This is a genomic window from Streptomyces caeni (assembly GCF_042678285.1).
Lineage (GTDB): Bacteria > Actinomycetota > Actinomycetes > Streptomycetales > Streptomycetaceae > Streptomyces > Streptomyces caeni.
This window is the reverse complement of record NZ_JBHUDX010000020.1, coordinates 84545-110112: the sequence shown is the minus strand read 5'-3', so window position 1 is coordinate 110112 and position 25568 is coordinate 84545. Positions and strand designations below refer to the sequence as shown.

Annotated in this window: 16 protein-coding genes and 1 pseudogene; 10 read left to right on the top strand and 7 right to left on the bottom strand. The window is 69.8% G+C overall.

Annotated elements, in window-relative coordinates; genetic code table 11:
- Position 1: 1 nt before the first annotated feature.
- The 5 genes from ACFSL4_RS08330 (at position 2) to ACFSL4_RS08310 (ending at position 5259) form a co-directional block, all read left to right on the top strand.
- Positions 2–1396 carry a cell division protein FtsK gene (locus ACFSL4_RS08330; protein WP_381080120.1) on the top strand — a complete coding sequence of 465 codons (1395 nt, stop codon included), beginning with the start codon at positions 2–4 and terminating at the stop codon, positions 1394–1396.
- Between the two features lie 36 nt (positions 1397–1432).
- Positions 1433–2161 (top strand): DUF2637 domain-containing protein, encoded by a 729-nt coding sequence (locus ACFSL4_RS08325; protein ID WP_381080118.1) that lies wholly within the window; start codon positions 1433–1435, stop codon positions 2159–2161.
- Positions 2162–2309: 148 nt separating this feature from the next.
- The gene (locus ACFSL4_RS08320) at positions 2310–3743 is read left to right on the top strand and encodes a replication initiator (RefSeq protein ID WP_381080116.1); all 1434 of its coding nucleotides are present in this window, start codon (positions 2310–2312) and stop codon (positions 3741–3743) included.
- Entirely contained in the window at positions 3740–3952 is a 213-nt protein-coding gene (locus ACFSL4_RS08315; RefSeq protein ID WP_381080115.1) for a helix-turn-helix domain-containing protein, read from the top strand. The genes ACFSL4_RS08320 and ACFSL4_RS08315 overlap by 4 nt, the downstream gene beginning before the upstream one ends.
- Positions 3952–5259, top strand: a complete 1308-nt coding sequence (locus ACFSL4_RS08310; protein ID WP_381080113.1) for a tyrosine-type recombinase/integrase — start codon at positions 3952–3954, stop codon at positions 5257–5259. The genes ACFSL4_RS08315 and ACFSL4_RS08310 overlap by 1 nt, the downstream gene beginning before the upstream one ends.
- Positions 5260–5338: 79 nt before the next feature.
- Here ACFSL4_RS08310 and ACFSL4_RS08305 read toward each other — a convergent pair whose 3' ends face one another.
- Positions 5339–5779 (bottom strand): hypothetical protein, encoded by a 441-nt coding sequence (locus ACFSL4_RS08305; RefSeq protein WP_381080111.1) that lies wholly within the window; start codon positions 5777–5779, stop codon positions 5339–5341.
- A gap of 16 nt (positions 5780–5795) precedes the next feature.
- Positions 5796–13211 (bottom strand): ricin-type beta-trefoil lectin domain protein, encoded by a 7416-nt coding sequence (locus ACFSL4_RS08300; protein ID WP_381080109.1) that lies wholly within the window; start codon positions 13209–13211, stop codon positions 5796–5798.
- A 711-nt stretch (positions 13212–13922) separates the two neighbouring features.
- Here ACFSL4_RS08300 and ACFSL4_RS08295 point away from each other — a divergent pair.
- The gene (locus tag ACFSL4_RS08295) at positions 13923–17237 is read left to right on the top strand and encodes an FG-GAP-like repeat-containing protein (RefSeq protein WP_381080107.1); all 3315 of its coding nucleotides are present in this window, start codon (positions 13923–13925) and stop codon (positions 17235–17237) included.
- Between the two features lie 311 nt (positions 17238–17548).
- On the opposite strand, the gene ACFSL4_RS08290 is transcribed toward ACFSL4_RS08295, so the two are convergent.
- Genes ACFSL4_RS08290 through ACFSL4_RS08280 form a run of 3 tightly spaced genes read right to left on the bottom strand, consistent with a single transcriptional unit; the run spans position 17549 to position 20396 of the window.
- Positions 17549–18727, bottom strand: coding sequence for a dipeptidase (locus ACFSL4_RS08290; RefSeq protein ID WP_381080106.1), 1179 nt, complete (start codon positions 18725–18727; stop codon positions 17549–17551).
- Positions 18728–18732: 5 nt separating this feature from the next.
- Positions 18733–19236: a 5-(carboxyamino)imidazole ribonucleotide mutase gene (purE, locus tag ACFSL4_RS08285; protein WP_381080150.1), complete on the bottom strand. Its 504-nt coding sequence runs from the start codon at positions 19234–19236 to the stop codon at positions 18733–18735.
- 20 nt (positions 19237–19256) lie between these two features.
- A complete protein-coding gene (locus tag ACFSL4_RS08280; RefSeq protein WP_381080104.1) occupies positions 19257–20396 on the bottom strand; it encodes a 5-(carboxyamino)imidazole ribonucleotide synthase in 1140 nt (379 codons plus the stop codon).
- A 224-nt stretch (positions 20397–20620) separates the two neighbouring features.
- On the opposite strand from ACFSL4_RS08280, the gene ACFSL4_RS08275 reads away from it, so the two are divergent.
- Complete coding sequence (locus ACFSL4_RS08275) at positions 20621–21160, top strand: GtrA family protein (protein WP_381080148.1); 540 nt, start codon at positions 20621–20623, stop codon at positions 21158–21160.
- 78 nt (positions 21161–21238) lie between these two features.
- Here ACFSL4_RS08275 and ACFSL4_RS08270 read toward each other — a convergent pair whose 3' ends face one another.
- Together ACFSL4_RS08270 and ACFSL4_RS08265 are read right to left on the bottom strand one after the other, a co-directional pair.
- Positions 21239–22516, bottom strand: a complete 1278-nt coding sequence (locus tag ACFSL4_RS08270) for an ATP-binding protein (RefSeq protein ID WP_381080102.1) — start codon at positions 22514–22516, stop codon at positions 21239–21241.
- A 545-nt stretch (positions 22517–23061) separates the two neighbouring features.
- The gene (locus ACFSL4_RS08265; protein ID WP_381080100.1) at positions 23062–23739 is read right to left on the bottom strand and encodes a response regulator transcription factor; all 678 of its coding nucleotides are present in this window, start codon (positions 23737–23739) and stop codon (positions 23062–23064) included.
- A gap of 547 nt (positions 23740–24286) precedes the next feature.
- Between ACFSL4_RS08265 and ACFSL4_RS08260 the strand changes: the two are divergent.
- The 3 genes and pseudogenes from ACFSL4_RS08260 to ACFSL4_RS08250 all read left to right on the top strand — a co-directional run.
- Positions 24287–24883, top strand: a pseudogene (locus tag ACFSL4_RS08260) (tyrosine-type recombinase/integrase); the annotation flags it as partial.
- Complete coding sequence (locus ACFSL4_RS08255; protein ID WP_381080098.1) at positions 24880–25209, top strand: helix-turn-helix domain-containing protein; 330 nt, start codon at positions 24880–24882, stop codon at positions 25207–25209. The pseudogene ACFSL4_RS08260 and the gene ACFSL4_RS08255, both read left to right, overlap by 4 nt.
- The gene (locus ACFSL4_RS08250) at positions 25206–25364 is read left to right on the top strand and encodes a hypothetical protein (RefSeq protein ID WP_381080096.1); all 159 of its coding nucleotides are present in this window, start codon (positions 25206–25208) and stop codon (positions 25362–25364) included. The genes ACFSL4_RS08255 and ACFSL4_RS08250 overlap by 4 nt, the downstream gene beginning before the upstream one ends.
- Positions 25365–25568 lie beyond the last annotated feature (204 nt).

Sequence of the window (25568 nt, the reverse complement as noted above, 5' to 3'; positions counted from 1 at the left end):
CATGGAAGCAGTGCCGGAATACGCGCCGGATGCACTGCTGGTCGTGGTCGTGCTGGTCGGTGTGTGGCTGCTGGTGACGGTGGTGCGCTATGTGCGGGCCGACCGGGGCACGCGGGTCAGCATGCGGCAGGCCGTGCGGGTGCGCTGGGGCTGGGTGCGGCTCGCTCGGATGGCCGGGCTGACGGTCACCGACAAGACGCCGGGCCTGCTCGCGCAGATCACCGCGCAGAAGGGCAGCACGCCGCCGCCGCGCGTGCTGACTCCCCGGATCAAGCTGAAGGCGGACCGGTTCGGCGTGATCGTCCGGGCGCGCACGCTGCCGCAGGTCGGGCTGGAGGAGTACCAGAAGTCGGCGCGGTTCCTGGCCGACGCCTGGCGCTGCACGCGGGTGTCCGTGCTGCCGGACGGGCCTGGCCGGGTGGTGATCCGGGGCGTGCGCTCCGACCCGTTGACCACGCCGACCGAGCACCGGCCCACCGGCCGCCCGCTCGCGGACGTAACGCGCTGGGAGCTGGGCGTGGACGAGTACGCCGCCCAAGTGTGCGTGTCCCTGGCCAACGTGCCGGGCGTGACGGTGGCCGGCACTCCTGGTGCAGGCAAGACCTCGGCGGTCAACAAGTTCGTCTGCGACTTCGCGCCGTCGGTGGCCGTGCAGATCGCGACGGCGGACGGAAAGGTGTCGCAGGCTTCGGAGGGCGATTACGCCGACCTCGTCAAGCGGATGTTCGCGTTCTGCGGTGACGACCTCGACGAAGCGAACGCACTATTCAAGCGCCTGGTGGAGCTGCGCAAGCGACGCTCCTCGACCATCCGTGACGTGCTGGGCGTGAAGAACATGTGGCACGTCGGCCCCTCGCCGCAGTGGCCGCTCGCGGTCCTGATCATCGACGAGGCACACACGTTCTTCCGCGAGTACAAGGGCAGCGACGCCGAGACGAAACGTCTGGCCGCGCTGACGGCGGAGAACGCCCGGCTGGTGGAAGACCTGGTCAAGAAGGGCCGCAGTGTCGGGATCCTGGTGATCCTGATCAGCCAAAAGACCACCGGCGATGCGATTCCGACCTTCATCCGCGACGTGTGCCCGATCGGGCTGTCCTTCGCGCAGAAGACCGTGGAAGCCGCGGTGGCCGCACTCGGTGACGACATCCGCAACTGGCCCGACGCCAGCCCGGTCACCTTGCAGGACCCCGCCTACGTCGGCGTCGCGGTGATGGCGATGCAGGGCCGCCCCGGTTACACCCGTATCCGCACCCCCTACGTCTCCGAAGCCGACGCCGCCCGCATCGCCGAAGCCACCTCGCACCTGACCGCCGATCCCGCCTTCCTCCTGGACGCCCTCCTCGACACCGCTGGCCGTACGGCACCCGACGACACCCCTGTTCCGCTCACCAAGTAGTCCCGAACATCCTGTACCCGAGAGGAGGTTGAGATCATGGCGGAGGAACGGTTCACCCGGCGCACCGTGACCGTGGTCATGGCGGTCATCGCGGCCCTGGCCTTCGTCTTCTCCTTCGGCAACGTCTGGGCACTCGCCTTGCGCCTCGGTGTTCCGCACACGATCGCGCCGCTGATCGCCCCCATGGTGGACCTGTCCGTCGTCGGACTCCTGGTCGCCCTGCGGTTCCTGGCCCTGCGCGGTGTGTCCAAGGCGGAGTTGCGGGCCGGCACCCGGCTACTGCACCTGTGCGGACTGCTCACCCTCGCCCTGAACACCGCCGAACCCCTGCTGACCGGACGCTACGGCCGCGCCTGCCTGGACACCGTCGCCCCGCTCCTGCTGCTCGGCTGGGGCCACGTCGGCCCCGCCTTCCTCGCCCAGTTCCACACCCTCACCCGCGCTGTCCCGCAAGTGGAGGCCACCGCCCCCGTATCTGAACCAGTTCCCGACGAAGCACCCGCATCCGAGCCCCCGACGCCCGCCCCGGTCGTCGCCACCTCCCCCGCCGAGGAGCCGCAGATCGCTCCGGCGCCGGCCGCCGCTGTCGCCAAAGTGGCCCAGCCCGCCGCTGGCCCGACCCTGCCGGCCGCCCTGCTGGACGCGGCCCGGCGCATCGCGGACACCCACCGCACAGAGCACGGAACCCCGATCACCGCCGCTCACCTGGGCACACGCATGGGCGTCGCCCTTCCGGTGGCCACCGCAGCGCTCGCTCAGCTCTGAGTCCCGGCCCTCGCCGCCCGAATTCCCCTCGCCGCACCACGCCCGCCCATGGGCCCGGTTCGTCATGCCCCGAGTAGCACCAACACGCCTTCCTGCCTGACTGGTTGCTGCTCGGGGCCACCCACCCGACAGAAGGGACACGCCCCGAATGGTCACCCTGGACCTGCGCCACGTGGCAAGCCCCGCCGTGCGGGACCTGCTCCACCTCGTCAACCACCCCGACTTCGACCGCGCACAGCAGCAGATCGAACACCTCGGCGGCTGCACCGAACCCATCCGCCTGTATGGCCAGACCGCCACCGTCGACACCATGACCGGTGAGGTGCTGCGCTCCTACACCGCCTCCGAGGAGCCCACCGGCAGCCTGCTGACCTCGTGCGGTAACCGCCGTGCCTCACGCTGCCCGGCCTGCTCCCGCCTCTACGCCGCCGACACCTACCACCTCATCCGCGCCGGCCTCTCCGGCGGCAAGACCGTCCCCGACACCGTCCGCACCCACCCCCGCGTCTTCGCTACCCTCACCGCCCCCTCCTTCGGCCCCGTCCACAACCGCCCCGACGCCCGGCCCTGCCGCTGCGGAATCCGCCACGAGCCCACAGACCCGCTGCTCGGCACACCGCTCAATCCGGCGACGTACGACTACGCGGGTGCAGTCCTCTTCAACGCCCACGCCGGAACCTTGTGGGCCCGCTTCACCACTTACCTGCGCCGCGAGCTCGCCGTCCGGCTCGGCCTCACCCAGAAGGCCGCCCGCACGGTTCTGCGGGTGTCCTTCGCCAAGGTTGCCGAGTACCAGAAGCGTGGCCTGGTCCACTTCCACGCCGTGATCCGCCTCGACGGCCCCGACGGCAGCACCCAGCCCCCGCCCACGTACGCCACCGTCGCAGTGCTCACCGACGCCATCCGCGCCGCCGCACCACGCGCCCGCATCTCCGTCACCTCGGACGCGGTCGGGGAACGCGAACTCACCTGGGGCGAACAGCTCGACGTACGTGAGATCGCCGCCTTCGGCACCGACGCCGAACTCACCGACCAGGCCGTGGCTGCCTACGTGGCGAAGTACGCCACCAAGTCCGCAGACGCCTCCGGCACCCTCGACCGCGCCCTGTTCTGCCGCCCCTGCCAGGGACGCGGCGCCACCCTCCTGCCCCACGGAACCACCCTCCCGTGCACCGCCTGCGACGGAACCGGACAGTCCCGGCCGCTGCCGCGCCTCGCCGTCGCACCCCACGTGCGACAGATGATCCGCACTTGCTGGGAGCTGGGCAAGCTGCTCGAGTTCGCCGATCTCAAGCTCTGGAAGTGGGCGCACATGCTCGGCTTTCGGGGTCACTTCTCCACCAAATCCCGCTCCTACTCGACCACCCTCGGCGCGCTGCGCGAAGCCCGCCGCACCTGGCGCACCGAACAGGCCCGCGTCCACGTCGGCCTGTCCGAGCCCGACTCGGACACCACCCTCGTCGTCGGGCACTGGGCGTACCTCGGCACCGGCTACAGCCCCGGCGCCGCACTCCTCGCCGCCGCCGTCTGGCACCGCAGAGAACTGGAACGGCAGTTCATCGCGGAAGGGGGCTGCTCATGACCGCTCACGGCGAGGAGTCGATGGCACCGCAGGAACTGCTGACAGTGCCCCAGGTCATGAACCGCCTCCAGCTCGGCCGCTCCGCCGTCTACGACCTGCTCCGCACCCGCCAGCTCGCCTCCATCACCCTCGGCCGCGCCCGCCGCATCCCCACCCACGCCCTCACCGACTTCATCCGCACCCGCCTCGACCAGGAAGCCGCCGCCTGATGACCACGCCCCGCGACACCTCCGCCTCCCGCCGCAGCCGCGCCAACGGCGACGGAACCGTCTACCAGCGAAGAGACGGCCGCTGGGAAGCCGCCGGATACGTCCTCGCCCCCGGCAACACCCGCAAGCGCGTCCGCGTCTACGGCACCACCCGCAAGGAAGCCCTGGCCAAGCTCACGGAGAAGATCGCCGCCAGCAACCGCGGCCTCCCCATGCCCTCCGCGCAGGGCAGCCTCGGCGCGTATCTGACGTACTGGCTGGAGAACGTCGCCGTTCACCACCTCCGCGAGAACACCCACACCCGCTACACCACCTGCGTCAACCGCTACCTCATCCCCGGCCTCGGACGGAAGAAGCTCGCCAGACTCACCGCCAAGGACGTCCGCACCTGGCTCAACCAGCTCCGCACCACCTGCCAGTGCTGTGCGCGCGGCCTCGACACCGCCCGCGACCAGCCCCGCTGCTGCGCCGCCGGGAAGTGCTGCTCCAAGCGGCTCTCACCGCTGACCCTGGCCTACGTGCACTCCGTGCTCAAGTCCGCCCTGGAGCACGCGGTGCGCGAGGAGGAGATCCCGCGCAACGTCGCCCGCAACGTCCGCACCGGCACACCCCGCCCCCGCCGCATCGAACCCCTCACCGCCGAAGAAGCGCGCGAGTTCCTGGCCGCCGCCAGCGGCCACCGGTTGCAGCCGCTGTTCGAACTCGCTCTGCGCACCGGGCTCCGCAAGGGCGAACTCCTCGGCCTGCGCTGGGAAGACCTCGACCTGGCCGGCGGAACCGCCAGCATCCGCCGCACCCTCCAGCGCACCAACTCCGGCGGCCTGACCGCCCTCCCGACCAAAACCCAGAGTTCAGAACGGCGCATCGCCCTGCCGACGCCATGCCTGCGCTCCCTCGACCAGCACCGCAACCGCCAGCGTCAGGAACGCGAAGCAGCGGGCGCGGGCTGGCAGGACAGCGGCTACGTCTTCACCCGGCCCAACGGTGCCCCGATCGAAGGGGCCACTCTCACCCGGCACTTCAACACCCTGCTCCACCGTGCCAGGCTCCGCCGCATCCGGTTCCATGATCTTCGACACTCGGCGGCCACCCTCCTCCTGGAGCAGGGCGTCGAACTCGTAGTGATCAAGGAACTCCTCGGGCATGCCCACATCGGCGTCACTGCCACCGTCTACGCCCACGTCCGGCTCCGCCTCCAGCGCGACGCCATCGATCTCCTCGGCCGCGCCCTCCGCAGCTCTACCGAGAACACCGGCGAGCCAGACGACGGCGACGAACCACCTCTTTGCGCCGCGGCCGTCCGCTGACGTTGCCGTCAACTACTGCCGTCAAGAGCCCCAGAGGCCCCGCCGGATTCAAGAATTCCCGGCGGGGCCTCTGACTTGGTCAAACTGACAGTTCCCGCTGCGCCTCGGCATACGAATTAGCCGGGGCAAGCTCGGACATCTTCCTAAAGAAAATCATCCCAGCCGCTTTGACAGCCTTCAGGAAATCCGCAGATGAAGCATTTCCCGTCTTAATTTCTTCGCCAATCTTGGCGGTCACCAAGACGCGAGATCCTGCGGCCCGAAAAGATAGCTTGATCGGTTGATCCGGGAAATATGTCTCCGCGTAACCCGATGACTGCATTTTCGTCACCATCTCGGCAACATAACACCAGAGCTGGTCAACGTAGTCCCACTCTTCAGTACCGATGATTTCCAGTCCATCAACGGAAAGTCGAATGGCACCTTCAATGTAGTCAAGGTCGGGAGGCGGGGTACGGCAGGCTTCCACCTGCACGAACCCATCGCCCGCAACCTTCAGGAACGTCTCGATCTCAACCACGCCACAGGCCCTTCGGTTATGGAGATTCCGGATAAAACTGGCCCACTCGACCTCTATTCATGCCGAGTACGTAATCGACGCCGTTGACGTTCCCGCGAATCTGATACATGCCCTGACTACCTCGCTGAACCAGCGTATCGCGGTTCTGCCGCATGACTTGACCGATAGCGTCTTGGACATCATCAACGCTCATGCTCGAATCGAAGAAGGATTGCGTTTTCTTCACCGAGCCGTCCCAATAATTCGGGTGATGACGAGTGAGGATATGCTCCATTCCCTTCTTATCGAGCAAGAAGGACTGATTCCCGAACTGGAACCGCTGACTACTCCAGTCCCGGAGAGCAGGAAGGCATCCTCCACTGTTATGAACCAGAACCGGCGTCTGCCCAGCGAGGACATAGTACGTGTGAAGGTCGTCGACGGTGAGGTTGTACATGTCGGCGCTGCCGGTTTGATCCTTGACAGCGACGACCCGTGCGTGGGTGTTGGTAGCCGTGTTGAGGTTATGGCCAGGTTTGAGGCTGCCGGCGGGTATCCAGGTCTGGAGCGTGTCGTCCCAGAAAGGGTGCCGGGAAGTGGTGTGGAGGGTCGAGGTGTGGCCGTCGGTGCTGCGGATCGTCAGGTCGACGAGGTCGTCGTCGTGGTGCACGAGACGGGCTACGACTGTTCGCGAACCCTTGCGTTTCCCGTTTTTCGGGTCCGCGGCCGCGACCTTGTCGCCGGTCTTGATCTTGCCGATCGGCTTGGTCTTTCCGTTGCCCGTCAGCACCTTGGTGTCAGGGGTGAAGCTGCAGAACGTCCTGTCCGCTTCGCTCTTGACCGTACCCCGTACTCCCTTGACCACTGCGCGTCCGACTGCAGCCACCTCTGCAAAGCCCACTACAGAGTCAGTACCGATGTACATTCCTGCTGCGGAATTCGCGCGGTGATACAGCCCCAGGTAATAGGCGATCTGCGCGCAGTCGACCGTCTCGCAGGCATTGAGCATGGCGCCCACCTGCACCAGCCAACGGGCCTGATCATCAAGAGGGTCAACCCACTTGATGTCGGAGTTGAAGTATTGCCGATAAGCCCGCAGAAAATTCTGATCGTTTTGTACCGGGACCGCGCCTCCGCGAGGCCCGACATACGGCAGATCGTTCACCGTGGGGGAAGATCCACCAGAGCCCCCTGCGCCTCCCGCGCTGGTTCCATGCCCCCGGCCACCTCCGCCGCCGGAGCCGTGGGTGCCGCCAGCAGCGTGGGTTTCATCGATGGTGCCGCCGTTGGCCGTGCAGTTGGAGTAGTAGGCGCAGTTGTCCAGCTTGAGACCCGTCGGGTCGCTTCGGGTGACGGGGTTGTTGTTGGCGTAGGCGTAGCCGTTCATCTGCAGGGGGTCGGCTATGTCGAGGACCGGGTCCGCGCTGATGAAGTGGCCGGTGTCGGGGTCGTATTCGCGGGCGCCGAGATGGGTGAGGCCGGTGGTGGAGTCGTCGGTGCCGCCCAGGTAGCCGCGGTGGGACTGCCAGTGGCTGTCACCGGTGCCGCGGGGCACGCCGAAGGGGTCGGTCCGCTGGCGTTGGATGGTCTGGCCGGTGGTGAGGGCGATACCGGCGACGGCGGTGCCGTGGTGGTCGGTGGCCAGCGCGGTCAGGGTGCTGGTGGAACCGCCGTAGGTGTGGCGCATCACGGTGGGGGCGCCGGCTTGGCTGTAGTAGCGCTGGCAGTAGGCGACGGCACCGGTGGCGTCGGTGGACAGCTCGGCGTCGGGCAGGTAGAGGGTGTGCGCGCCGGCGGTGGCGGCGATGACGCGGTTGCCGTCGGCGTCGTAGAGGTAGTCGGTCTGGTCGGAGAAGGACCACTGCTGGGCGGCGCTGCCGTTGCAGGTGTGGATCTGCAGGTCGGTGCCGTCGGCGCTGTTGGAGCCGGGCACGTCGAGGCACTTGCCGGAGGCGGTGTGCTTCAGGGCGCCGTTGGCCAGGGTCCACTGCTGGTCGGTGTCGCCGGTGCAGTCGGCCAGGGTGACGGGGGTGTCGTCGGCGGTGGCGCCGCCGGTGGGCATGACGCATTTGCCCAGGATGGTCAGGGCGCCGGTCTGTGTGTCGAGACGGAAGTTCTGGGCTTTGGTGCCGTTGCAGGTGTGGATCTGCAGCGGGGTGCCATCGGCGGTGTCCGCGCTCTGCAGGTCCAGACACTTGCTGTCCAGGCCGATGAGCTGGCCCTTGCCTGCCTTGCCGAAGCCGGAGACGGTCTTGACCTTGCCGTCCCAGGTCCAGTCCAGGGTCTGGGTGTCGCCGCCGTAGGTGCGGGTGGCGGTGTTGCCGGCCGGGTCGTAGGTGAGGTCGGCGGCGGTGTCGATGGTGGCCGTGTCGGTGGTGATGCCGGTCAGGGTGTGCGGCTGGCCGCCGGTGCTGTTGCCGTAGGTGTAGGTGCTGGTGGTGTCGTTGGCGGTGTCGACCTGGCCGCCGGTCACGGTGACGGTCGGGTCGTGTTCGGCCAGGCGGGTGCGGTTGCCGAGTTCGTCGTAGGTGTAGGTCTGCCAGTAGCCGTCGTTGGCGCTGGTGACGTTGGCTGCCGTGACGTTGCCGGAGGTGTCGCTGTAGACCGGTGCGGGGGTCGTGTGGTTCGGGGCCGTGCACCCCTCGTTGGGTGAGGTCCATGCCTGCTCTAGCTGGCCGAGGGCGTCGTAGGTGAAGCACTGCCGGTCGGTGGCACCGGCGCCGTCGGTGTCCTTGAGCTGGGTGACATCGCCCGCGTTGTCGTACGTGTAGTAACGGTCGTTGACGCGGTGCGGGCCGGCGGTCTCGCGGTCGGTGACGGTGCGGTCGAGCCGGCCGGTGTTCTCGTCGAACAGGTTGGTGGTCCACACCCGGTGGGGCATCTCACCGGTAACGGTGCGCAGGACCTCGCCGTAGGGGCTGTAGGTGGTGTCGGTGGTGTACCAGTCCAGGCCCGAGGTGGAGGTGGGCAGGCCGTCGGCGTCGTAGCGGGTGATCACCTTCTCCTGGGCCAGACCGCCGGCCGCCGGGACGGTGACCGACTGCAGGAGCCCGGTCCTGGTGTAGGTGTAGGCGTAGGTGTAGGTGCCGTCCAGGCCCGTGGTGGCGGTGGTGGTGAGGCTGAAGGGGATGGTGATGTTCTTCCCCGTGGGCCGGTACTCGGCGTCGTAACCGGTGACCGTGGTGGTGATCGCGACGCCGTCGTTGTAGCGGGTCGCTGAGACCGGCTGCCCCTTGGCGCCCGGGATGGTGTCGTAGGTGAACCGGGTCAGCAGGGCGCCCTGGTCGTCGTCCAGGCGTTGCTCGGTGGTGCGGCCCAGCGCGTCGTGGCCGGTCCACACGGTGACACCGCGGGAGTCGGTGGTGGTGACGGGCCGGTCCAGGTCGTCGTAGGCCGTGGTGGCGGTGCCGGTGTCGGGGTCGACCGCCTGGATCCGGCGTCCGCGGGCGTCGTACTGCCACGACCAGGTGTTGCCGGCGGTGTCGGTGGCCGAGGTCCTGTTGCCGCGCGGGTCGTAGGCGTAGGTGGTGGAGGTGTGGGCGGCGTGCAGCGCGTCGGTGAAGTGGTCGATGCGGACCGTGCGGCCGAGGGCGTCGGTGAAGCTGCGGGTCGCCGGGGAGCCGATCGGCGGGACGATGGTGGTGGCGTCCTGGTCGTACGTGTTGGTGATCCGCTTGGCCGTTTTCGCGGTACCGGCCTCGTAGGGGGTGACGGTCAGGGGGCGGCCCTGTCCGTCGTAGGTGGTGACGGTGGCGTTGGGGACGGTGAAGTCCGATTCCAGTTCGAACAGGGTCGTGGACGGCTCGCCCTTGGCGTAGTAGCCGTTGTTGGTGCGGCGGACCGTGCCGGCCGCGTTGTAGAGGGTGTCGGTGACGATCCGGCCGCCGCCGACCGCGTCGGTCTGCGACTGGCGCGGCCGGCCGAGGCCGTCGTAGACGGTCACCGCGTGCGCGTAGCTGCCGTTGTCGCGGAGTGTGGAGGTGGTGACGGCGACGGGCTTGCCGACGGTGGTGTCGTACGAGAACGTCTTGTAGGGGTCGTCGGCGGCGGGATCCTGCGAGGCCGTCCACACGGCCGTGGTCCGGCCGAGCGCGTCGTAGGCCTGGGTGACCTTGCGCCCGTTGGCGTCGGTGTTCGCCACCGGTGTGCCGCGGCCCGGTTCCACGGTGGTGGTCGAGGTGTAGCCGAGAGCGTTGGTGGCCGTGGTGGAGAACACCTGCCCGGAGGGGGGTTCATAGGCCGTCGACCCGGTGTCGCCGGCGGCGTCCTCGACCGTGGTGACGCGGCCGTAGGAGTCGTAGGTGGTGGTGCTGGTGCGGATCCAGCCCGTGCCCGCGCCGTCGGTGCCCCAGATCTCCGTGGCCAGGCCCTTGGTGGGGGCGGCGCCGTAGGCCTGGCCGTCGTAGGCCGTGCGGGATGCGGAGACGACGTCGTCGCCGGTGGCGGTGGCGGCCTGGTCGCAGGTGCCGGCGGTGGTCCTGGTCTGCTCGACCAGGCCGATCAGCCATGCGCCGGTGTTGTGCAGGTAGGAAGTGAGGGTGCAGGTCTCGTCGCCGCTGCGGCCGGTGTCACCGAGGGTCTCCACCTGGTACGGCAGGCCGTAGGTGGCGTCGAACAGGGTGCTGGTCCTCACCGTGCGCGAGGTGCGGGTGTCGTCGGGGTTGGTGCCGCTGGACGGGGTGACGGTGACGGTCTGGTCGGTCTGGGTACGGTACGCCTTCAGATCGGGCACGCCGGTGCGGGCACGGGTGGCCAGCAGGTGCGCCGAGGGGTAGGAGACGGTACGGGAGGCGACCGTGCCCCCGGTGCCGTCATCGCCTGCCTGGGTGTACGTGAGGGACTCGGCGGTCATGCCCTGGAAGGCGGGCTCGTCCGTGGCGATGTCGGCGCCGGTGGAGTCCTTGACCGTCACCGACCGTGTGCCGCCACCGGGCAGCGGATCTCCGTCCATGCCGCGGAAGTACCGGGTCACGCTCTTGCCCCGCACGATTCCCGTGGTGGGGTCGTTCTTCCCGGTCAGGACCGTGACCTGGTCATAGCCGCGCCACTGGTCATAGGTGCGGGTGGTCTTCTTGGTGAACTCTGTCTGGTTCTTCGCCCAGCCGGCCCCGTCGGTGGGGTACTGGTACTCGGTGACCAGGTCGGGCACACCGTCCACGCGCGGCTTCTGCGTGATGGAGGTGACGACGTACTTGTTGAACCAGTCGATGGTCTCCTGCTCGGGGTCCGGGCTCCAGTACACCGGGTAGCAGCGGGTGCCGTTGTCCTCGGGAGCCGGGTGCGCGGAGGTCGCCATGGACGGGCACGGGTCGGAGTAGGCGACGTCGATCTCACCGCCGTACTCGGTGACCACCCGCCGTATCCGCAGCCTGTCGAACGCCGGTCGCGGGTCGGACGCCCCGGTGGTGACCCGGTTCGGCATGGCAAGGTTGTTGTGGGAGAACTCCACCGCGTTCAGCTTCTGCGTGGTCCCGTCCACGGCGTAGCCGGTGCGCTGGACCGACTCCAGCCACAACGGCGGTGCGGTGTCGGTCAGCGTGCGGGGGAAGGACTGGGTCAGCAGGTACTTGTCGACCTTCGAGAGCGTCGTGGAGCCCTGCGTGCGCTGCGCGTAGGTGGTCACCGAGGACAGCCGCTTGCGGGACCAGAACGTCGGTGAGGGCACCGGGCAACGCTTGCCGGTCTCCCCGGAGCAGTACAGGTTGGCGGGGGTGTCGTACCACAGCCGGTACCGGCCGTAGTCCCGCGAGGCGAACGCGTCGTCGGTGCAGGTCAGGCCGGTCTCGGCCTCATCGAAGCAGCGCTCGGCGACGGCGAACTCCACCCGCGCGACGGGGGCGGCGGTGAACAGCGCATCGGCCCGCTGGCCGTAGTCGATGCGCTTGAGGTACCCGCCGCGGTCGTAGGAGACCGGGGTGGTGTACTTCTCGTTCTCGGCGTAGTAGTTGGACTCCTTGCCCCACCACAGCGACATGGCGTTGCCCTGGACGTCCACCACGTAGTCCAGGTTCCAGCGCCAGCCCTGGGCGCAGAACGAGGACGCGAAGTCGCTCTGGTAGCAGGGCTCGCCGGGCTGGTTGCCGGCCACCGGCACGGTCAGCACCGAGTCGGTGGTCTGCTCGCCGCTGCTCCAGCCGGGCAGCTTGTTCAGGCCGAAGTAGTACTGGGTGCCGTCCCGGGTGGTGACCCGCCAGTACTCCCCGTCCGCGTCCCCGTTGCCCTTGCCGGTGTCCTTGAGCCGTTCGACTCTGGAACCGTCGCCGTTGGAGGTCACCCACGTACCGGTCGCGTCGTCACGGACCAGTTCGGTGGTCGAACCGCCCAGTGACAGCACGGCGTTGTCCGAACCCCAGCACAGGTCCGAGGTCTTGTGACCGCTGTTGTTCGCCCCGCTGCCGGTGTCGTCCCGGCAGGTGCGGTAGGTACGCTCGATCGAGCCGGGCTGGTAGTCCCAGCCGTCCCCGATCCACGAGGCCTGGTTGTTGGTGGCCGAGGTCCGCCCGTCGACCACCTGCGAGCTGTATCCGAACGCGACGTTGGGTGCGGGCCCGGCCGGCACCGGCGGCACCGCCACCGGCTGCGACCAGGTGAACGCCCCCGAGGAACCTCCGGCGCTCCATGTGCCCGAGGCCGCCAGGGGGGTGGCGGTGTAGTCGCCCTTCGCGCCGGAGCCGGAGTCGGTCGCCGCCAGCACCACCGACCCGCCCGAGGTGCCCGTCTGCGGCAGCAGCGCCTTGAGTACCTCGCCGTTCGCCGACGCCGGGTGGTAGACCGCCGGTACCGTGGTCGAACCGCCGTCACCGGACAGCGATGCCTGACTCGCCCCAAGGGCCCCGGTGGCCGCAGCCACATCGACGGTGGCCTTGATCTGGCCGGCGGTGCCGTCGTTCTCGGTCGCCAGCGGCGTGGCCTGGTTGCATGCCTCGTCCTGCGGCGTGGTGAGGAAGCACTCCGGATACGTGACGAACTGCATCCGGTCGGCCCAGTCCGCGCTGTAGAGCTGCTCGAAGTCGGAGTAGTCCAGCGCCACATCGACCGACGCCGACCCGGCCGTGGTCGGCGGAGTGACCGTCAGCAGCGTTCCGTCCACCTCCGCCGCGGACGTCTGCGCGGGATCGGCCACCTCCACCTGCCAGGTGCCGTCCAGCGCGGCGGCCTCCTCCGGCGTGGCACCCTCCGGTGCGCCCAGCAGCACCGGCAGCGAACCCGCCTGCTGCAGATCCCCGGCCACCGGGGCGGACAGGCTCACGTCCGCCGTGCCGCCGGCCGGAGCGGTGGTGTGGACCGGCTCGTAGTCCACCGGCGACACCGTGGCCTCACCGGTCAGATCGTCCAGTACGCCGGTGTCGGCATCGGTAGCGGTCTCCTCAGCGGGGAGATCGATCAGATCCACCGCGGCGCGGTCTCCGCCCGGCGGCGGCATCGCGGCCGCCGGGGTCGGTATCAACGCCACCAGCAACGCGCCCGCGACCGCAGCTCCGGCACCCAGCCGCGCCCGGCGTGCCCGCCGACGCGCCGCGGCGGTGCCGGGCAGCGAACCACGGCCGGACCACGACAGCGAACCAAACACCGAACAGCCCCCCACAGCGGTCGGCGGAAAACACGCGCGAAAAAGCCGCGTACCCCACCCCGAATACGACAGGAAATACCGCCGAATCCTCTGCTCGAAAACAATGGAAGTCAAACACGAAAACGACAGATGTGACACCCGCCACAGATAAATTACAGATAAATGCGATTGCAGGTCGAAGATCAACACAGGTCGGATGTTTCATCCACGCAAACGCTATTCTTCACAAAACACGCACACGTGATCACGCATGCCAAGAGTGAGTAAAATGGACGCCACAAGCTCACTTCACCTGCACGATCGCTCGCATGGTCGGAGACCACCGCACCCCATAAGAGTCCCTGAGATTCCAAGGAATTCCGAGGCCTAAACGCCACCTACACGATCCCCTCACGTCCTTCTCGCCACCAGAAACACATTTAAGGCTGGCGCCCGGTGGCATGATCAGGCATCATCCTGTCGCGCAGCTGCGTCCTCACGGGAATTCCCGGTGCGAGTGATGAACACAGGCGCACGGCGCGTCGCGGATTCACCGCGCGACGCGTCGAAGGTTCCCGGGGTGAGGCCGGGGTTTCGGGGAGGGAAGACGTTTCCATGGACAGACAATGGCTCCGCCTGCCCCGGTCCAGGCGAGCGGCCGCCGCGCTGGTGGCCGCCGCCGTGGCCACCGGACTGGGCCTGACCCAGCTGCCCGCCCTCCACCACACCGACGCACTGGCCCGCGCCGAGCAGAAGGCCGCCACACCCAAACCACTGGACGAGACCGCCGCCGTCGCCAGGGCCCGCGCCTCCGGCAAGCCGGTCGAGGTCACCGCGCTGCGCGACGCGAGCAGCACCACCTGGGCCCGCCCCGACGGCAGCTTCGAACTGGAGGCCCGCGCCGTGCCGTTCCGCGCCAAGGTGCACGGAACCTGGCAGGCGATCGACACCCGCCTGCACCGCACCAGGAACGGCGACTGGGCCCCCGCCGCCGTCAACAACCCCGTCGTCTTCTCCGGCGGCGACCGCGGCGACCGCGCCACCCGTTCCCAGGCCCGCCCCCACCCAGCCGCCCTCAGCGCCACCCAGCAGCCGGCGGGCACCGACCTGGTCACCCTCACCACCGGCGGCCACCGGATCGCCCTGACCTGGCCCGGCACCCTGCCCGCCCCTGTCATCAGCGGCGACCGCGCCCTCTACGAGAACGTCCTGCCCGGCGTCGACCTGCTGCTGACGGCCCGCGACTCCGGTTTCTCCAACGTCCTCGTCGTCAAGAACGCCGAAGCCGCCGCGAACCCCGAACTCGCCGCGCTCTCCTACACCCTGACCTCCCCCGATCTGGTCTTCACCCTCGACCCGGTCAGCCACGCCGTCCACGCCGAGGACTCCGCCGGACGGGAGATCGCCGTCTCCCCCACCCCCTACATGTGGGACTCCGCCGGCAAACCAGCCACCACCCAGGGCGACGACCCGCAGCCGCCCCGCCCCTCCGACTCCCCCGCCCCGGACGCCGGCCCCAGCGTGAACCCCACGGAGGAGCCCGAGGACCGCATCGACGACCACGCCACCCACACCCCCGGCGACAGCGACGACACCGCCGTCCCCAGCCCGGCCGCCTACACAGCCGGCAGCACCACAACGCCCGACGTCCAGCCGGCCGCCTTCACCACCGACTCCCACGCCGCGTCCGTCCTCGCCCTCGACGGCCTGGCCGGCCCCCAACCCGGCACCCACGACGCGCTGGCCGCCGTCACCCTCACCCAGGAGGGCGCCCTCACCCTCAGGCCCAGCACCAGACTGCTGACCGATGACGCCACCGTCTACCCGGTCTTCATCGACCCGTCGATGAGCGGCCACACCAACAACTGGACCACCGCCTACAAGCCGTACCCGAACTCCAGCTTCTGGAACGGCATCAACTTCAACGACGGCACCGACACCGCCCGCGTCGGCTACGAATCCACCACCGGCGGACTGTCCCGCTCCTTCTTCCAGCTCTCCCTGGACAGCAAGCTCAAGGGCGCAGCCGTCACCAGCGGCTACTTCTACGCCAAGGAGACCTACTCCTGGTCCTGCTCCGCCCGCAGCGTCCAACTGTGGCGCACCGGCGGCATCAGCTCCTCCACCACCTGGAACAACCAGCCCTCCTGGACGGCCCAGGTCGACTCCCAGAGCGTCGCCCACGGCTACAGCAGCAGCTGCCCCGACAACTGGGTGAAGTTCACCGCCACCTCCCTCGCCCAGGACGCCGCCGAGAACGGCTGGACCAAAGTCACCCTCGGACTGCGCGCCGCCGACGAGACCTCCGCCTACGCCTGGAAGAAGTTCGAGGCCAGCAGCAGCAACTCCCCCTACCTGAAGATCACCTACAACCACAAGCCGACGCAGCCCACCGGCCTGGACATGACCCCCGGGCCCACGTGCGACACCAGCGGCGTCTCCACCGTCGGCAAGTCCGACATCACCTTCTCGGCCACTGCGTCCGACCCCGACGGCGACCTGAAGTACCTCGACTTCGAGCTCTGGCAGGACGGCAACAGCACCACGAAGATCACCGACGGCAACCACACCGTCGACGCCTCCGGCCACGCCTCCGTCACCGTCACCTCGTCGCAGTTCACCAACGGCCAGAAGTACTGGTGGCGGGTCCGCGCCATCGACTCCACCGGAGCCGCCTCCACCTACGCGCCCTCCGGCGGCGACAACTGCGGCTTCGTCTACGACGACAGCAAGCCCAACTCCCCCACCGTCACCTCGACCGACTACCCCCGGGAGAACAGCACCGGATCGAACTGGAGCACCGTGCCCTTCGGCGCCGCCGGCAGCTTCACGCTCACCGCCAACGGCTCCACCGACACCGTCGCCTACCGGTACTCGCTCAACTCCTCGGCCTGCAACCTCAGCACGTCCGTCTCCCCGGGAGCCGGCACCACTCTGAGCCTCCAGCCCAAGGTCGCCGGCCCGAACATCCTGTACGTCAAGGCCGTGGACTCCGCCGGCAACATCTCCGACTACACCGCCTACGTCTTCTACGTCACCCCCCGCGACACCTCCGATGCTCCCGGCGACACCACCGGCGACGCCCACCCCGACCTGTACGTCATCGACGCCAAGGGCAACCTTCGCCTCTACCCCGGCGACGGCACCGGGGACATCCACCGCTCCCTGGCCGCCGCCCACAACGGCGACAAGCCCCTGGCCGACGGCTATTGGACGGACGCCGTCGGTACCCCCGCCCTCATCACCCACCACGCGGACTTCGTCACCGGCGACGGCCTGACCGACCTCATCGCCCGCATGCCCGACGGCCGCCTCTACGCGTACCCCGGCGACGGCTACGGGGGCGTCGACGTCAGCCGGCGCAGCGAGATCCTGCTGCCGGACAACGCGCCCGACCCCGCCACGCTCACGCAGATCCTCGCCACCGGTGACCTCACCGCCGACGGCCGCCCCGAGATGTTCGCCACCGCCGGCAGCACCCTGTGGGCCTTCACCGGCTACACCGGCGCCGCCTTCACCAGCGCCACCCCCCTGCTCACCAGCGGATGGGACAACCGCGACCTGGTCAACATCGGCGACGTCAACGGCGACGGATGGGCCGACCTCGTCTACCGCACCTTCAACACCGACCGCCTGCTGCTCCGACTCGGCAGTTCCGACGGCCACGGCGGCACCAGCCTCGCCTCACTCGCCACCGCCGCCGGCTCCCTCACCGGCGCCGACGCCGAATACGGCACCGGCTGGAGCCCCACCGGCATCCCCCTGATGACCGGTACCCCCGACGTCAACGGCGACCACGTCCCCGACATCTGGGCCCTCATCTCCGACGGCAGCGTCCGCATCTACGTCGCCACCCCCACCTGGGCCGGCTCCTCCGCCACCCAGACCATCATCAGCGGCGGCTGGAGCGACAAGAAGGCTTTCGGCTGACACCACGGACGATCGCGCTCCGCCCGGAACGCCCGGCTGAGGGTGCTGACGGCGACGCACGAGCGGGAGTTGCGCGGGGCGCCGGCCGGCCCCGGGGGTGCGACCGCGCGACCCGTTCGAGGCCGTTCGCGGGGAAATCGGGGACTGCCCCCTGGCAGGGCATGTTCGTGCCGGATCAGCGCCGCGGCTGCCGCTGGTGGCGGTGATCGTGCGGATCCGCGCGGCGGCTGCCGCTGGTGGCGGTCGCGGTCCCCGGACGTCACCCGATCGCGCGGTCGGGGCGCCGACTCGCGGCCGGCGCCCCCTGCGCGTCAGCCGTCCAGCTGCTCCAGGGTCGCGTGCGACGGGCCGCGCCGGGCCCGCAGGTCACGGGCCACGTCCTCGGCGGCGCCCAGCACCCGTACCGCGTTCTGCCAGGTCAGCTTGGCCAGATCGGCCTGCGACCAGCCTCGGTCGAGGAGTTCGGCGATCAGGTTCGGGTAGCCGGAGACGTCGCCCAGGCCGTCCGGGGTGAAGGCCGTGCCGTCGTAGTCGCCGCCGATGCCCAGGTGGTCGACGCCCGCGACCTCGCGCATGTGGTCCAGGTGGTCGGCGACCGTCGCGGCCGTGGCGACCGGGCGCGGATGCCGCTCCTCGAAGGCGCGGTGCGCCTTCATCGCCTCGGCCGTCATGTCGAGGGGGTGGAAGCCGTGCGCGCGCATGTTCTCGTCCGCCTCGGCCGTCCACTCGACCGCGGCCTGGAGCACGAACTTGGGCACGAACGTCACCATCGCCACACCGCCGTTCGCGGGCAGGCGCTCCAGCACGTCGTCGGGGATGTTGCGCGGGTGGTCGCACACCGCCCGGGAGGAGGAGTGGGAGAAGATCACCGGGGCCGCCGTGGTGTCGAGGGCGTCCCGCATCGTCGTCGCCGCCACGTGCGAGAGGTCGACGAGCATGCCGAGGCGGTTCATCTCGCGGACGACCTCGCGGCCGAAGGCGGTCAGGCCCCCGGCCCGCGGCTCGTCGGTCGCCGAGTCCGCCCACGCCACGTTGTCGTTGTGGGTGAGCGTCAGGTAGCGCACGCCCAGTTCGAACAGCCCCCGCAGCGTGCCGAGGGAGTTCGCGATGGAGTGGCCGCCCTCGGCGCCCATCAGCGAGGCTATGCGCCCGCCCGCCCGCGCCGCCTCCATGTCGGCGGCGCTCAGGGCGCGTTGCAGGTCCCCCGGGTACCGTGCGATCAGCCGGCCCACGCAGTCGATCTGTTCGAGCGTCGCGGTCACCGGATCGGACAGGTGGCAGGGCACGTACACGGACCAGAACTGCGCGCCGACCCCGCCCTCGCGCAGCCGCGGCAGGTCGGTGTGCAGGTGCGCGTCCTGACGGGTGGCGATGTCGCGGGCGTCGAGGTCGTAGCGGACCTGCTCGCGCAGCGCCCAGGGAAGGTCGTTGTGCCCGTCGACGACCGGGAACTCCCGCAGCAGCAGCCGCGCCTGGTCCAGCAAGGTCATCGCGGTCACTTCCCCGAGCCGAACCCGAAGCCCGCCGATCCGTCGACCTTGGAGCGCAGGCGCTTGCCCTTCTCGGTGGCCTGGTCGTTGAGGTCCTGCTGGAACTCCCGCATCCGGCCGAGGATCTCCTCGTCGTGCACGGCCAGGATGCGGGCCGCGAGCAGACCGGCGTTGCGGGCGCCGCCCACCGAGACCGTGGCCACCGGTACCCCGGCCGGCATCTGCACGATCGACAGGAGCGAGTCCATGCCGTCCAGGTGCTTCAGCGGGACCGGGACGCCGATCACCGGCAGCGGGGTCACCGAGGCCAGCATGCCGGGCAGGTGCGCGGCACCGCCCGCGCCGGCGATGATCACCTTCAGGCCGCGGTCCGCGGCCTGCTCGCCGTACGCGATCATCTCGCGCGGCATGCGGTGCGCGGAGACGACGTCGACCTCATACGGGATCTCGAACTCGTCGAGGGCCTGGGCGGCCGCCTCCATGACGGGCCAGTCGGAGTCCGACCCCATGACGATGCCTGCAACGGGACTCATTCGGTGATGGTGCCTCTCAGGTAGCCGGCAGCGTGACGCGCGCGCTCCAGCACGTCGTCGAGGTCGTCGCCGTAGGTGTTGACGTGGCCGACCTTGCGGCCGGGCTTCACGTCCTTGCCGTACATGTGGATCTTCAGCCGCGGGTCGCGGGCCATGCAGTGCAGGTACGCGGAGTACATGTCCGGGTAGTCGCCGCCGAGGACGTTCACCATGACCGTCCACGGGGTCCGCGGGCGGGGGTCGCCGAGCGGCAGGTCGAGGACCGCCCGTACATGGTTGGCGAACTGCGAGGTGATCGCGCCGTCCTGGGTCCAGTGGCCCGAGTTGTGCGGGCGCATCGCCAGCTCGTTGACGAGGACGCGTCCGTCGCGGGTCTGGAACAGCTCGACGGCGAGGTGGCCGACGACACCGAGCTCCTTGGCGATCGTCAGGGCCAGCTGCTCGGCGCGCATCGCCAGGTCCGCGTCCAGGTCCGGGGCCGGGGCGATGACGGTGTCGCACACCCCGTTCACCTGCCGCGACTCGACCACGGGGTAGGCCACCGCCTGGCCGTGCGGGGACCGTACGACGTTGGCGGCCAGCTCCCGCACGAAGTCGACCTTCTCCTCGGCGATGACCGGGACGCCGGCGCGGAACGGCTCCGCGGCCTCCTCGACCGACCCGACGACCCACACGCCCTTGCCGTCGTAGCCGCCGCGGACCGTCTTCAGCACGACCGGGAAGCCGTCACCCTCAGTGGCGAAGGCGGCGACGTCCTCGGGGTCGCTCACGATCCGGTGCCGCGGGCACGGCACCCCGAGCGCATCGAGCCTGGCCCGCATCACGCCCTTGTCCTGGGCGTGCACGAGCGCGTCCGGGCCGGGGCGCACGGGGATGCCGTCCGCCTCCAGGGCCCGCAGGTGCTCGGTGGGCACGTGCTCGTGATCGAAGGTGATCACGTCGCAGCCCTGCGCGAAGGCCCGCAGCGTGTCCAGGTCGCGGTAGTCGCCGACGACGACGTCGCTGACGACCTGGGCCGCGGAGTCCTGCGGGGTGTCGCTGAGAAGCTTGAACCTGATGCCGAGCGGGATGCCCGCCTCGTGTGTCATACGAGCGAGCTGCCCCCCGCCGACCATGCCGACTACCGGGAACGTCACGCACCTAGGGTATCGGCCGCGCCAGGGTGGCCGGTTTCCGCGCCTGTGGCCGTCTTCCTCCCGTCTCGGCGGCATCGTTCTTTCCGTCCTCATGAATGCTCCACGGGCGGCGGTCACAGCCGCTGGTTAGCATGGCGTGGTTGACGGAACCGCTCGGCGCGCCCTGCCGACCGGACGATGCGACGGACCGACACGACCGCGACCCGACGGGGGCTGGCGACACGATGGGCAGTGGTTCCACGGGCTTGCAGGACAAGCCCCGCGGCGGGGTGCGCCGGCAGCTCGACCAGCTGGTGCGCGAGATCGCCAAGTTCGGCGCGGTCGGCGGCCTCGGCACGCTGGTGAACTTCGCGGTCTCCAATCTCCTGTGGCACACCACGAACCTGCAGGCGGTACGCGCCAACGTGATCGCGACGGTGGTCGCCATCGCCTTCAACTACGTGGGTTTCCGCTACTTCACGTACCGGGAGCGCGACAAGACCGGCAGGACGAGGGAGCTCACGCTCTTCCTGGCGTTCAGCGCGGTGGGACTCGTGATCGAGAACGGCGTGCTCTACACCGCCATCTACGGATTCGGCTGGGACAGCTCGCTGCAGCGCAATCTCTTCAAGGTCTTCGGCATCGGCCTGGGAACACTGTTCCGTTTCTGGTCGTACCGCTCGTGGGTCTTCCGGACGCTGCCGGCCCGCGAGGCGGTGGTGGGCGCGGAGTCGATACTCCAGGAGGCGACCCGGCGCCGTCGCGACCAGCGCGTCCACCGCTGATCCGGCCGCCCACCCGGTCGGCTTCCCTTCCTCTGCCTGACCGTCTGCTCCGGGCCTGCCTGACCGTCTGCTCCGGCCCTACCTGACCGTCTGCTCCGGCCCCTCCCTCGTCGGTGGCACCTGCAGCGGTGTGCGCGACAGGAACAGGCCGAAGACCGCGGGCTTGGCCTGGAGCATCTCCAGCCGTCCGCCGTCCGCCTCCGCCAGGTCGCGGGCGACCGCCAGGCCGATGCCCGTCGAGTTGCGGCCGCTGATGGTGCGCTCGAAGATCCGGGAGCCCAGCTGCGGCGGCACCCCCGGGCCCTCGTCGGTGACCTCCACGACCGCCTGGTTGCCGGTGACACGGGTGCGCAGGGCGACCGTGCCCCCACCGTGCATCAGCGAGTTCTCGATCAACGCGGCCAGCACCTGGGCGACCGCGCCGGGGGTGCCCACGGCCCGCAGATGCCGTTTGCCGGAGCTGACGATCGCACGGCCCGCGCTGCGGTAGGCCGGACGCCACTCGGCGAGCTGCTGCTGGATGACCTCGTCCAGGTCGAAGGAGACCGCCGAGCGGGTGCGCGGGTCGCGGGCGTTGGTCAGCAGCCGCTCGACGACGTCGGTGAGCCGCTCCACCTGCGCCAGCGCGATGGTCGCCTCCTCCTTCACGGTCTCCAGGTCGTCGGTGAGGGCGATCTCCTCCAGGCGCATGGACAGCGCGGTCAGGGGCGTCCGCAGTTGGTGGGAGGCGTCCGCGGCGAGGCGGCGCTCGGCGGTCAGCATGCGCGCGATCCGCTCCGCCGAGGCGTCGAGGACGTCGGCCACCCGGTCCAGCTCCGGGACCCCGTACCGCTTGTGGCGCGGCCGCGGATCACCGGAGCCGAGGCGCTCGGCGGTCTCGGCGAGGTCCGTGAGCGGGGAGGCCAGGCGGTTGGCCTGGCGCACGGCGAGCAGGATCGCGGCGATGATCGCCAGCAGCGCGACCAGGGCGATGATCATCAGCGTGCGGCCGACCTCGCGGGTGACGGCGGAGCGCGGCTCCTCGACCCGGACCGTCTCGCCCTCCTCCCCCTGGGCCGTGGAGTGGATGACGTCGCCGACGGGCTTGGCGCCGATCTCGATGGGGGCCTGGCCGGGGATGGTGATCACGGCGTACTTGTCGGCGGTGATCTGGCCTTCCAGGATCGCGGGAGAGACCTTCTGGGCACCGAGGAGGCGGCTGTCCACGATGCTGGCGAGCCGCAGGGCCTCCGAGTCGACACGCTCTCGCGCGCTGTTGCTGATCGTCCGGGTCTCGACGATCACCAGGGAGACCCCGAAGACGGCGATCACCACGAGGACGACGGCGAGGGTGGACTGGATGAGACGACGACGCACGGGGCCCTCCGGGCGATGGCTGGACAAGGACCAGTGTGCCCCGGACGGGGCGGCAACCCGGCAGGGGGAGCCCGCCGGGGATCCGGCCGGGCCCGGCGGAGTGCCTGGTGCCCCAGCGGGCAACGTCTGCCCCGTCGCTCTCCGCGCCCACCGGACGCCCGGCACGCTCCCCCGGGCTCTTCGAGCAGGGGGCACCCCCGCACACCGCACCGGCCGAGAGCCCGGGTACGTCCGGTACGGGGACTTCCGGCCGGCACGCCGGGAGCACGCTCCCCCACGCCCGGCTCCGCTAGACCGGGGGGACCCCCACGACGCCGCTCCCTGACGGGCGGACGCCGCCTGCCGGGGCCCTAGGGGGTGTTTCGAAAGTCCCGCACAGCACCCACGGCGCCCGGCACGCTCTCCCAAGCTCTTCGAGCAGGGGGCACCCCCACTCGCCGCACCGGCCGAAACCCCAAGTACGTCCAGTACGAGGGCCTTCGTCCGGCACGCCGAGAGCACGCACCGGACACCGCGGGCACCGCACAGGACTTTCGAAACACCCCCTAGCTCTTCTCGAAGCGGAAGCCCACGCCCCGCACCGTCGCGATGTACCGCGGGTTCGCCGCGTCGTCCCCCAGCTTCTTGCGGAGCCAGGAGATGTGCATGTCCAGGGTCTTCGTGGACGACCACCAGGTCGTATCCCAGACCTCGCGCATCAGCTGGTCGCGCGTGACGACCCGGCCCGCGTCCCGGACCAGGACCCGCAGCAGGTCGAACTCCTTCGCGGTCAGCTGCAGCTCCTCGTCCCCCATCCACGCCCGGTGCGACTCGACGTCGATGCGCACCCCGTGCGTGGCCGGCGGCTGGGCCGGCTCGGTGGCGCCGCGCCGCAGCAGCGCCCGGACGCGGGCGAGCAGCTCGGCCAGCCGGAACGGCTTGGTGACGTAGTCGTCGGCGCCCGCGTCCAGGCCCACGACGGTGTCCACCTCGTCGGCGCGCGCGGTCAGGATGAGAATCGGCACCGTGTGGCCCTCGGCGCGCAGTCTGCGGGCCACCTCCAGACCGTCCATGCCGGGCAGCCCGAGGTCCAGCACGACGAGGTCCACGCCGCCCTGCATCCCGGCGTCGAGCGCAGTGGGGCCGTCCTCGCGCACTTCGACCTCGTAACCCTCCCGGCGCAGGGCGCGGGCCAGCGGCTCCGAGATGGACGCGTCGTCCTCGGCGAGCAGTACACGGGTCATGGGGTGATGGTAGTCCGCCCGCGATGGGAGCATGAGCGTGATCGCAGGTGTGAGCGACGCTCGGGCGCTCTTACCTTCGGCTGCCACGCTACGGCGGCGGCATCACCGGCCGTCATGGGGACGCACACTTGCGTCTAAGGGGTGCCATACGGGTGAACACCTTCGAATAAGTGCCCGCGACAGCGGATTCACCTGTGATGCTTGTCTCAAGTCCTTTCATATCCGGTGGTGTCCTGGCGTATCGTCATCGAAACGCCTGTAGCACCATCGGGGACCTTTGGCGGGTACGTGACGCTGAAGGTCTCTTTTGTGTGCGGGCCGGCCACCGCCGGCCCCGAAAGGAATGACCTGTGCCGGGCCTCACACGCGTCGACGCGCGCAGAGGCGTGGATCCCGGTGGTCGCCGTCCACCGCTCCGAGACCCGGAGCGGACACCCCGTGGGCGTAGAGGGACGGCCGGTCCCGCCGGTTCCGGCCGCCCCCACCGGGCGCGCCACGCTCACGCAGCGCGTTCACGGGCTGGGGCGGTGGGCTCGCGACCTGCCGGAAGTTCACCCCGACCGCCCGTAACTACACCGCCTCGAAGCTGATGCCCCAGGTCGGCCTGCGGGTGAGCGAGGCATGCGGCCTTGACCTGGACGACATCAAGTGGGACCTGGGCCGCTTCGGCAAGCTCCACGTCCGCCACGGCAAAGGCGCCCGCGGCTCGGGGCCGCGCGAGCGGATGGTGCCGCTGATCAACGGCGCCGACCGGACGCTGCGGTGGTTCATCGAGGACGTGTGGGGCCAGTTCGACGACAATCACACCCGGCCCGGTGCCCCGCTGTTCCCGAGCGAGCGGAAGAACACCGACGGTTCCGCCCGCCGGGTCGGCGACGACGCCCTGCGCAACGGTCTCGACAACGCCGTCGAGGCTCATCTGCCGGGCTGGACGGACAAGTTGACGCCGCACGTCCTGCGGCATTTCTGCGCGTCCCAACTCTATGGGAACGGGCTGAACCCGCTCGCGATCCAGGAGGTTTTGGGACATTCCTGGATTACCGCCACGATGTGGTACATCCACGTGCAGCAGATCTGGGTCGAGGACGCCTGGGTCGCCGGGATGGAACGGGCCGCGAAGCGGCTGGAAGGACTGGCCCGATGAGGTGGAACCTGCGGCTGACCGCCGCAAACAAGGGTATCTGGAAGGCGTCCGAGCTCCAGCGGAGCCTGGCCGAGCACGGCCTGGTGATCTCGGCCGGGAAGATGTCCGGACTGTGGTCCGGCCAGCCGGTCTCCCTCAAACTGGACGACCTGGACGTCATCTGCGTCGCGCTCGGCTGCGAGATCGGCGACCTGCTGATCCCGGAACCGCAGAAGGTCACCCGCCCCGGCAAGGAGAACACCAGCCGGACCGCTGTCGGCGCCGCCGCACCGGTTCCGGCGGTGGTGCCCAAGCGCCGCGACGGCCGGTCGCTGCCGCCTGCATGAGCCGGTGTCCGAAGGGCTACCGCAATCCCACCGACTCCTGCGACGGCTGCCTGGCCTGGGGCGACTTCAGCGGACGGCTCTGCCCGACCTGCTACATGTTCGGCCGCAGCCACGCGACGGCCGTCTGCGCCGGCTCCGCCGTATCCAGCCGCTGAAGTGGGATTTCTGTCGTCTGTGCTGGTGCCAGGCCCGGCTGGGCGCCCAGGCCGCTGTCGGCCGGCTGGCCGCGGAGGCCGATGTGAGGGCCCGCCTCAACGCGGTCCGGCACCATCAGCTGTTCTTCATGGGCATGCACCACCGCAACGGATCGGCACTCGCCCCTCGGCGGCGCGGCGGACGGCGGGGCGCCCCTCGCAAGC

Bases quoted from the DNA above. Each gene is read 5' to 3' on its own strand.
- ACFSL4_RS08330 (WP_381080120.1), top strand. From the start codon at position 2: ATGGAAGCAGTGCCGGAATACGCGCCGGATGCACTGCTGGTCGTGGTC.
- ACFSL4_RS08275 (WP_381080148.1), top strand. From the start codon at position 20,621: ATGGGCAGTGGTTCCACGGGCTTGCAGGACAAGCCCCGCGGCGGGGTG.
- ACFSL4_RS08265 (WP_381080100.1), bottom strand. From the start codon at position 23,739: ATGACCCGTGTACTGCTCGCCGAGGACGACGCGTCCATCTCGGAGCCG.
- ACFSL4_RS08320 (WP_381080116.1), top strand. From the start codon at position 2,310: ATGGTCACCCTGGACCTGCGCCACGTGGCAAGCCCCGCCGTGCGGGAC.
- ACFSL4_RS08290 (WP_381080106.1), bottom strand. From the start codon at position 18,727: ATGACCTTGCTGGACCAGGCGCGGCTGCTGCTGCGGGAGTTCCCGGTC.
- ACFSL4_RS08255 (WP_381080098.1), top strand. From the start codon at position 24,880: ATGAGGTGGAACCTGCGGCTGACCGCCGCAAACAAGGGTATCTGGAAG.
- ACFSL4_RS08295 (WP_381080107.1), top strand. From the start codon at position 13,923: ATGGACAGACAATGGCTCCGCCTGCCCCGGTCCAGGCGAGCGGCCGCC.
- ACFSL4_RS08310 (WP_381080113.1), top strand. From the start codon at position 3,952: ATGACCACGCCCCGCGACACCTCCGCCTCCCGCCGCAGCCGCGCCAAC.
- ACFSL4_RS08325 (WP_381080118.1), top strand. From the start codon at position 1,433: ATGGCGGAGGAACGGTTCACCCGGCGCACCGTGACCGTGGTCATGGCG.
- ACFSL4_RS08315 (WP_381080115.1), top strand. From the start codon at position 3,740: ATGACCGCTCACGGCGAGGAGTCGATGGCACCGCAGGAACTGCTGACA.
- purE (WP_381080150.1), bottom strand. From the start codon at position 19,236: ATGGGGTCGGACTCCGACTGGCCCGTCATGGAGGCGGCCGCCCAGGCC.
- ACFSL4_RS08250 (WP_381080096.1), top strand. From the start codon at position 25,206: ATGAGCCGGTGTCCGAAGGGCTACCGCAATCCCACCGACTCCTGCGAC.